At 38.4% G+C, this 10244-nt stretch carries 2 protein-coding genes; both read left to right on the top strand.

What is annotated here, in order from left to right; all coding sequences use genetic code 11:
* Window positions 1–153 precede the first annotated feature (153 nt).
* Complete coding sequence (locus tag RQ763_RS05280; protein WP_314151612.1) at window positions 154–9222, top strand: Ig-like domain-containing protein; 9069 nt, start codon at window positions 154–156, stop codon at window positions 9220–9222.
* A 594-nt stretch (window positions 9223–9816) separates the two neighbouring features.
* Window positions 9817–10176, top strand: coding sequence for a tyrosine-type recombinase/integrase (locus RQ763_RS05275; RefSeq protein WP_314151611.1), 360 nt, complete (start codon window positions 9817–9819; stop codon window positions 10174–10176).
* Window positions 10177–10244 lie beyond the last annotated feature (68 nt).

Here is a 10244-nt window from a genome sequence, read left to right as displayed (position 1 = left end):
CTCTCTGGCGGCGGTTATGTTGTTTGCTGGGAAGATAGGACAAATAATAGTAATATCAATATTAAAGCGCGTATATATAATACAGACGGTACGCCGGTAAATGAAGAGTTTATGGTAAATGAATCACCATTAAATAGCCAAATTAACCCTTCTGTGACTGCATTTGAAAACGGTGGATTTGTCATCACTTGGGCAGATAATTATGAATCTACAAAAATTAAGCGCTTTGATGTCAATGGCAATGCGTTGATGGTAGCGGATGAATTTTCGAACGATTTAGTTATTACGCTTAAAGATTATCCGAATGATGAAATCGTTATAAAAGACCTCAAAGCTCAGCACATGGTAGAATCATTCGTATTTGCCGATGGAAGTACAATCAGCATAAAAGAGCTTGATAGCGTGATAGGAGTTGATGGGCTAAACGGATCAACATTGCTTGAAAGTGATGAAATTATCGGTACGGATGCCGCCGATCAGCTTATCGGAGGAATCGGGGACGATTACCTCGCAGGAGGCAAAGGGGCGGACACCTATCTCTTCAACCGCGGCGATGGGCATGACACTATTTATGAATATTCTAACGGAGGTGTTGACACTCTTTTATTTGGTGAAGGTATTGTCAAAGAGGATTTAGTATTTAAAAATATCGGCGGCAATTTGATTATAGGGTTAAAAGAAGATGGTAAAAACTTTGAAGAGCTAAATGATACTATTGAAATAGCATATGCATTTGATATGAGCAATGAAATAGAGAAGTTTGTTTTTGCTAATGGAGAAGAGATAGCTTTTAACGACCTAGAAGCTTACGGTGCATTTGACGGAAATGATCAAATACGAGGAACCGCCGTTGCCGATACCATCAAGGCAGGAGCCGGAAATGACACCATTAATGGAAACAGTGGAAATGATGTCATAGCCGGAGGTATAGGTAACGATACCATTGACGGCGGTGAAGGTAATGATGTGTACATTTATAATCGTGGAGACGGGCAAGATATTATAAATTATTATTACAATACTCAGTATACCAACTACTACGCCGGCGCTGACCGCATAAAATTTGGCGATGGAATTACCAAAAACGATATAATCGCCAGTTATTCAGGAAGCAGTTATATTTTGGCTATCAACGAAGAGGGCAAAACATTTGATGAACTTAGTGACAAAATAGTACTTACAAACTGGAACAGCAGTCGCGGTGTTGTAGCTTTAGAATTTACAGATGGAACAACTTTTGACTATACTGATATGTTATCGCTCCAGTCAGGTACTGAGAAGGATGATGTTATTAATCTATCTAGTGTTCGTTATGGAGTCAATATTGATGCTAAAAGTGGTAATGACACGGTAATGGGAACAAACTATGATGATATTATAAACGGCGGAAGCGGGAATGATACACTTTACGGGCAAAACGGCAACGATACTTATTTTTTTGGTAGAGGAGACGGAAGAGATACGATTATTGAAGGTTCAGAAAGTAATAGTTTTGATGTTCTTAGGTTTAAAGAGGGCATTACGGTAGATGATATTATCATCAAGCAAAATGGCTATGATTTTATAATTGGACTTAAAGAAGATGGAAAAATATTTACAGAACTAAGTGATAAGATTACAATCCAAAACGGTGCGTATTATTATGAATATTATGGAAGAGATTATACCTATAGTAGTTCTTATGATTACCGAGTAGAAAAGTTTGAATTTGCAGACGGTACTGAGTGGAGCTTTGCAGATATCGTAGTACATACCCATAGCGATGAAAATGATGTAATTCACGGATTTAATTCTTCAGACACACTTGCAGGCGGTAAAGGAGACGACATACTAAAGGGGTATGGAGGGGACGACACATATATTTTTAACCGCGGAGACGGAAAAGATGTGATTTACGACAGTTATTACCGCGATAATTATGACGGCGGCAATGATACTTTAAAGCTTGGAGAAGGAATTGGTGCCGAGGATATTATTATCCAAAAATCAGGAATGGATCTTATTGTAGCCATCAAAGAGGACGGTGTAGAATTTGATGCATTGACAGACAAAATTACACTTCAAAACTGGTATCAGCCAAATAATCGTATCGAACATTTGTTATTAAATGATGGAAGCGCAATCGATCTTTCTTACCTGCTTAATCCTACCCAGGGAGATGATTATTTACTTTATGGCAGCGAAGATAATAGTGTTGATGCATTAGGTGGAGATGATGAGATTTACACTAATGACGGAGATGATACCCTCATAGGCGGAACAGGTAATGATATACTTCACGGCGGTTACGGCGACGATACCTATGTGTTCAATCGCGGTGACAGCTATGATGTTATAAATGATTTTGGTTCAAATAGCGAGGATATTATACAATTTGGTGATGGTATAACCATTGACGATATTATCGTAGAAGTTCAAGAAGGAAATTTGCTTGTAGCTCTTAAAGAAGAAGGAAAAAGCTTTGAAGAACTAAGTGATAAAATCCGTATTTTAGGTTGGGAGTCAAGTTATTATTCCAAAGCTGTAGAAACTATTAAATTTGCTGATGGAACAACATATAACATAGCGGAATATTTTAATCTTCCACAAAGTCAAAATTATTATGGTGAGGCTGCTCCTATCGTTTTTGATCTAAACAGCAACGGTATCACTTCAACATCTACTCAAAGTAATAATGTATATTTTGATTATAACGCTGACGGTCTGCGTGAACGCACTGGCTGGGCTGAACGCGGAGACGGACTCCTTGCGGTCGATGTAAATAGTGATGGCATCATTAATGACGGCAGTGAACTATTTGGAGATTATACTAAACTCCCTGATGGGTCAACGGCGGCAGACGGTTATGCAGCGATGCAACTCTATGATAGTAATAATGACGGCAGGATAGATAGTTTAGATGCTAACTTTAACGATTTATTGCTCTGGAATGATACCAATCTTGATGGACAAAGTAGCACAGATGAGCTCAGTACACTTACGGCGAACGGTATCGTATCGATTGCCCTTTTGCCAAACCCGCTCAGTGTCACGGAAAATGGCAATCGTATCAGCTATGAAACAACTTATACTAAGAGTGATGGAACGGATGGAATTGTGCGTGACCTTTGGTTTGAGACTCTAAGTGATGATACCATCCAATCAACCGATGGGGAAATCGCGGATGCGGGAAGCTTCAGCGACAGTTTTGATGATTTTACGACCGAGACAACGCTAGAAATAGATTCAATCAAATCAATGGAAGATTCAGGAATCGACTCATTAACTCTTCAAAGCCGCTATACAGGAAGCGGTCTTGACGGGGCAAGTGCTCAAACGGTGTTTGAGGGAGTAGGATATACCGGAATGCTCAGCAACGTGTGGCTCAAAAGCGATACTCTCGATACACAATACACATATAACGGAACACTTAGTGACGATATCAAAGCATTGCCGAGTATTGATGGTCAGGGGAATGTTATCAATCTTCAAGAAGCGATGAATGAAAAATCTGATTTGGCATTAAGTGTAAGCGAATTTCAAAATCTTAGTGAGACTGGAAATCTAGCCGATTTTGAGGCAAACATAGATGCTATCATCGAGGAGTGGGCACTATATGATTTTGGAGGAGAAAGTGCTAATGCGACTCCTCCGATTGTCCTTGATCTTGATGGAGACGGTGTAACCTCTACTTCACTAAGTGCCTCAAATGCATATTTCGATTATGACGGTGACGGTCGTCGTGAACACACTGCATGGAGTGATCTCGGAGATGCTCTCCTTGCCGTTGATTTAGATAATGACGGAGTGATTACCCACGGTGCTGAACTTTTCGGTAATTATACGATAAAAGCAGACGGTACAAATGCAACGGACGGCTACGATGCGATGGCTCAGTATGATACTAACGGTGATAATGTGCTTGATTCATCAGATGAAAAATTCAGTACTCTAAGACTTTGGATTGACGCAAACCAAAACGGTAAAAACGACGCAAGAGAGCTCTCAACGCTCGCAGAAAATGGTATTAACGCTATCAATCTCTCCCGCGCTGACGGTACAACTTTCACTCAAATCACCGAGGCAGGAAATATAATCACAAATGAGACAAACTATATCGATACATCAGGTGATGGAATTGTCCGTGATGTGTGGTTTAGTTATGATGGAACCGATACGATTGCTTATAGCAATCTCAGTGATAGTGATGAGAAAAAAATCGCTATTGTTGAAAATTTTTATGGAAAACGACTTAACAGTGAAGAGCGCAACAGTGTCGAAGTAATTGCCGAAGTACTCAATCAATATAATGCACTTCGTTATGATACGATTGCCAAAATAATCACTGATAAACTTTATGGTGAAGGATTTCCAAATTGTACTTTTTTACATAATGCGCTTAACAATACATTAGGTCGTGTTGTTGGGGGTGCGGCAAGTGCGACGGAAACGCTTTTGTCTGTTAATTTATTGGCTTCGTTGCTTAAGCGTGAGCATGTGAGTGTCCTTGCAGATATCTATCCTGAATATTTTAGCAATCCGACTATTTCCGGATTGCTGGCACAAAGCAATATCGCTATCGGATTTGAGGGCGGTGCACTTGTTGGTCATATCGGTAATCGCTATTTCGGCACAAGCTCGGCAGAAACACTAGACTTCTCTGCGCTAGATGGAGTAAGAGCGTATATGAGCGGCGGCGATGATACAATCATCGGTACGGAAGGGATTGATGAGATTGTCGGCGGAGAGGGGAATGATATCCTCGATGGAAAAAGCGGTAATGATGTGCTAGTAGGGGGACAAGGAGATGATATTCTTATAGGGGCTTCTGCACAAAATGTCTATCGCTACGCATGGGGGGATGGTGTTGACACTATTATAGATGCAGGAAGTGGCGAATATACTCCCGACACCCTCCGTTTTAGTGATTTGGATATCTCTCGTATATCTATAAAAAGAGTTGCAGATGATATGATCATCCATATTCACGATGAAGTAGGAGAACTTCTAACGCCGTTTGGAGAGGCTTTTGGAAGCATAACTATTAAAGATGGATATACAAGCGGAAAAATCGAACATTTCTATTTTAAAGATACGCGTTATACGATGGAAGAAGCATTAGCATATGCCAACGCAGACACCAATTACTATTTTGTTAAAGGTGACGGAGATGTCTTAATTGATGAAAAAGGTGGAGAAGATACCCTTCATTTCGATGAGGGAATTACACAAGAGAACATTATTGCGCGTATCGTTGGAGAAGATTTAGTTATAGCCTTGACACAAGAAGGACACACTTTTGACACCGCTAGTGACAAAATTACTATTTTAAATTATAGCAATGCGATTGAACATTTTGTGTTCGATAACGGTGGTACGATGGATCTTTTAGGGATGGTAGATTTTGCGCAGGCACATCTGAAAATTATCGGCAGCGATGAATCTGAAACGCTTTATGGAACTGCTGAAAGTGAAATATTTGATGGCGGCTTGGGAGATGATACAATCTATGGCGAAGATGGAGATGATATCTACCGATTTGGCTTAGGTGATGGAAAAGATAGAGTCATAGATAGTGGCGGTGCGGATCAAATCATCTTTAAAGCAGGTATAAATGCATCGAATGTTTCTCTCACACTAGATGGAGAAGATTTGCTTATCAGTCTGGAAGACGGTTCGACATTAAGGGCTGTTTCATGGCTAGCTAGTGAAAATCGTATCGAAAGTATAACCGATGCGGAAGGTATAAGTGTTGATTATTCAAATATCCTTAAACCAACACTAGGCGATTTATCGGCTCAAACAGATGAAGATACGGCGATTGAAGGGAGTCTGAGTGTCACAGATATTTCACAAACTGATTTAATCTATGCTGTTGTTTCCGATACTTCTAATGGTATATTTACAATTGATGAACAAACGGGAGAATGGGGCTACATGCCTAATCCAAATTTTCATGGTTCAGACAGTATTGTTGTATCGGTAACCAACGGATATGGGGCTATTTCTAGCTCTATGATTACGCTAAATATAGCAAGTGTAAATGATGCCCCTACTATCGAAGGGGAAGATATTGTAGTAACGTTGCGTAATACTTTAACAGACGATGGTCAAATCATAGCTAATGATATAGATGGAGATACACTTGTATACGCTATAGAGACACAAGCTTCTCATGGAGAGCTCAGTGTGGATGAAAATGGTAGATGGTCTTATACGACTGTTGATGGATATGACGGGCAAGATAGTGCGATTATTCGCGTTAGTGACGGTAATGGTGGAAGTGTTGAACGAGCTTTGCACTTTACTATTATCGACAATACTGCCCCCGAAGCTGCTTTGGAGACATCTCATACGCTCCAAGATATCCGCTTTCTAAGTGGCAATATAGGGGCGAGTGATGCAGACGGTGATGCACTCAGCTATACTATAGCAACCGATGTTGCAAACGGAACGCTAAGTGTTGATGCAAACGGGTCGTGGAGTTATGCGGCGGCAGATGGATACATGGGAGAAGATATTGCCGTGATTACGGTAGATGATATGAACGGAGGAGTGATTATACAAACACTTAATTTTAACATAGATGTATCTGCACCGTCATTAGCCAATACAACGGCAAATCTTTTTGAAGATACGTCGTCAACGGGAATGCTTGATGTTGTTAATCCTATAGGTGGAGTATTGACATATGAAATATTAAATACTACGACTAAAGGGGAATTTAGTGTTAATGAAAGCGGAGAGTGGAGCTACACCCCATTTGCTAACATAAACGGCAATGACAGCGTCACTATCAAAGTGACCAATACATATGGATTAAGTACCACTGCAGTACTTGAACTTGCCATCGAAGCGGTAAATGATACACCGATAACAACCGAACAAGAAAATTACACTCTTCAAGACATCCGCCAACAGAGAGGACAAGTCGAAGCCACCGATGAAGACGGAGATGTTTTAACTTACAGTGTAACAACAGCTGCTTTACATGGAACGGTGAATGTAGATGAAACTGGAACATGGATATACAGCGTTGAAGATACTTATATAGGAACTGATTCAGCAGTTATTACAGTCGATGACGGAGAAGGCGGAAGCGTAACTAAGACTTTAAACTTTGATGCTAAAGTTTCAGCACCATCAATAGGTACAGTTACATTTAACTTACTAGAAGACAACCTCTCAACTAATAATCTAAATGTAAATAATCCAGTTGGCGGAGCATTGACTTATGAAATTATCACAACTTCTGAAAATGGTACATTTACTTTGGATGAAAATGGTGATTACAGTTATAACCCAAGCCAAGACTACAACGGTTCAGACGCAGTAATAGTTAAAGTTACAAACGAGTACGGATTAAGTACGACAAGTACACTTACATTTGATGTAGAAGCGGTTAATGATGCACCGGTTACAGTTGCTACTGAAGCATTTATACTACAAGATGTAAGAGAACAGACAGGTGAAGTAGAAGCAACAGATGTAGATGGAGATGTATTGGCATTCTCAGTTACAACAGCTGCCGAGCACGGAACAGTTACTATAGATGAAACAGGCGCATGGACATACAGCGTAAATGGTATTTATATGGGAACAGACTCAGCAGTAATTACAGTAGATGATGGAAACGGAGGAACTGCTACAAAAACTCTGACTTTCGACGCAAAAGTAACAACTCCAACTCTAACAGATTCAACAAGCAACCTTCTAGAAGACAATCCTTCAGAGGGAATATTCAATGTTGTAAACCCAATAGGCGGAGTATTAACATATGAAGTCCTGACAGCCACAGCAAACGGAGGTTTCAGTGTTGATACAGATGGAGGTTGGAACTACAATCCAAGCCAAGACTACAACGGCTCAGACTCAGTTGTAGTAAAAGTTACAAATGAGTATGGATTAAGCACGACAAGTACACTTACTTTCGATATAGAAGCAGTTAATGATGCACCGATTGTAGCACTAGAGAGTGAAGCGTTCACTTTAACTAACATTCGTGATCTTGAAGGTAAGGTTGAAGCTAGTGATGTGGATGAAGATGTTCTTACATATACAGTAGCAACGCAGGCTTCAAATGGGGTAGTAACCATAGATAGTGAAGGAAACTGGCACTATAAGGCAGATGGCTCGTTTAACGGAACTGATTCAGCAACTATTTTAATAAACGATGGAGCTGGCGGTACGGTAACAAGTAGACTAGATTTTACGGTAGAAGGTTACATCTATGAAGGTGGAGATTTAGTTATTACTGATAACGGAGAAGATACTTTAGTAATGAATGAAATAAGTCAAACTAGTCTCTCATTTGCTAAAGATGGTAATAACATGATGATTAGCGTAAAAGATCAAGGTTTAATTACTATAACAGATTATTTTATAAATGTAGACTCAGGTGTACAAACAATAACAACAGCTAATGGAGATATAAACTTAGGTAAAGATATTATAAAAAACGCTGATGAATCTTGGTGGAGAGGAAGAATCGAGGCAGATGAAGATATGAAAAATCTTATCATAGGAAATAAACATAGAGATTATTTAATTGGCTCAAATAATAGTGATATATTATTTAGTGGAGACAATAATGATAAGTTACAAGGTCTTGGCGGAGATGATCTTCTTATTGCTGGAAAACGTAATGACCGTTTATATGGCGGTGATGGCAATGATACAGTTTATGGTGAGAGTGGAAATGACAAATTGTATGGTGAAGCTGGAAATGACATGTTAATCGGTGGAAGTGGTAATGATATTATTTTCGGTGGTGATGGTAATGACTTCTTGTTTGGTGGATTAGGGTCTGATAACCTAGAAGGTGCTTTAGGAGATGATACATACTTCTTCGAAATAGGTAATCAAAAGTCAACAATTGATGATTATGAAGGTAATGGTAAAGGCAAAGGTAGAAAGTCAGAAGATGCCGGTTATGATATTGTTAAGTTTGGAGAAGGAATATATAAAGAGGATATCAGTTTTATAATGAAACATGGAGATTTATTCTTTCAATATGGAGATAAAGACACAATTGAAATAAAAAATCAAGATGAAATTAGCAGACAGATTGAAAAATTTGAACTTGCAGATGGAAGTTTCTTGACTAATGAAGATGTAGATATGGTTATACAGCAACTAAACGCATATTCTACAGATAAAAAAGGCATGCACAAAATTGATAATGAAACAATAAGAAACAATACAGAGATGATGAATATTGTATCTTCCGCTTGGCAGGCTTAGTCCTGTTCAAGCGCTAATTTTAGGCAAATACCAATTCACATGATGATCAAAAAAACTCTTCAGTAGATTTAGATTAAAAAATGCAGTTTACTCAAATAAATTTTGCAAAAAATAAAGAGTTTGAAGAAGAAGAAAATAGAATGTTTACATAGCTTTTTTTAGAAGCAATTAGGGAGCATAATATTCAGCAAAATTAATGGCTAGAAAAATTTGCGCTTGAGCCTATAAGGATGAAGTGATACCTTCCAAACAGTGAAGATAGGTTTGATTAACATATGGATGTAACAAACTTTAAATATTCTAGTCGTTTCTTATTATGTTTCTTCCAATGTTGGGCATGGTGGCATAAAGCAAATAAAATTGTAGGAAACAATCCAAAATATATCGTTGGCACTTATATGTACTATGTAGATTGTTAGATGCGGAGCAACATAGAATCTTGTGAGAGCATTAACTACTTTTATTTTATCTCTCTGAACTCATTTAATATTTTCTCTACGACCTTAAGCTGTGTATCATCCTTGCAAAGAACCTCATTCATGGAATTTTCACGATTTATCGCATCAAATATAGAAGTATTTTTTAACTCCGCCGTTGACAAGACAAAAAGAATTAACTGGAAAATATGAATATATATTTATAAATAAATCAAAAAAACCATTTTATGCTCACGATATAGTTGGAGTGAACTTTGATAAAATATTAAAGAAAAGTGGGGTTGAAGATAGACCATTGTATAATTTGAGACATACTTTTGCATCGCAACTTATATCAAAAGGTGCAGATATTACTTGGGTTTCAAAAATGTTAGGTCATAAAGATGTTTCTATTACATTGAAAATATATACAAAGTTCATTCAAGAAGATGATGAGACTAGGCTTAAGAAAATAGCTAAAATAGACAAGTTTATGGTCAAGTTTGAAAATAATGATGATTGGAACATAGATAAATAGGGGATTATAGAGTGCAAATAAGAGTCTATTACGAAGATACGGATACGGGTGGAGTTGTTTATCACTCA

Source organism: Sulfurimonas sp. (assembly GCF_032250635.1).
GTDB lineage: Bacteria > Campylobacterota > Campylobacteria > Campylobacterales > Sulfurimonadaceae > Sulfurimonas.
This window is presented reverse-complemented; position numbering and strand designations above follow the sequence as displayed.